The following is a 367-nucleotide window of genomic DNA, read 5'->3' as shown; positions in this document are numbered from 1 at the left end:
ATCATCGTGTTCACTATGAGATCTAGATCTCTAGATAAATACTTTACGGACACAGTGGTCTAGTGTGTATTACGGATGCGACTGGTGTGTCCGTAAAATACTAGTAGTTCGGAATCGGGCTGTTTTACATGCTCCTATACAAACCCAGTAGCATGGTCTCACTCACAGATGTCGACAAGGAAATTCTCGAACTCCTTCGAGAAGGACGAGCTACGCAATCGTACATTGTCGATGAAACGGGTTTCTCACGCCAACACATCCACAATCGCTTGGGAATCCTCGCTGCGGCGGGTTACCTCGAGAACATTCACGCGAAGACGGCATTGTATGAGTTAGTGGACGATCCACTTGCTGATGAGGAGAATGG

1 protein-coding gene is annotated in these 367 nt (G+C 47.1%); it reads left to right on the top strand.

The window, feature by feature from the left end; translation table 11 throughout:
- Window positions 1-152: 152 nt before the first annotated feature.
- A partial coding sequence (locus tag AC1XDK_RS30845; protein WP_483351358.1) for a helix-turn-helix transcriptional regulator occupies window positions 153-367 on the top strand: 215 nt, incomplete at its 3' end.

The sequence above is a fragment of the Haladaptatus sp. HS23 genome (assembly GCF_056892285.1).
The sequence above is the reverse complement of the archived record's forward strand: the minus strand, read 5'-3'. Positions and strand labels throughout refer to the sequence as shown.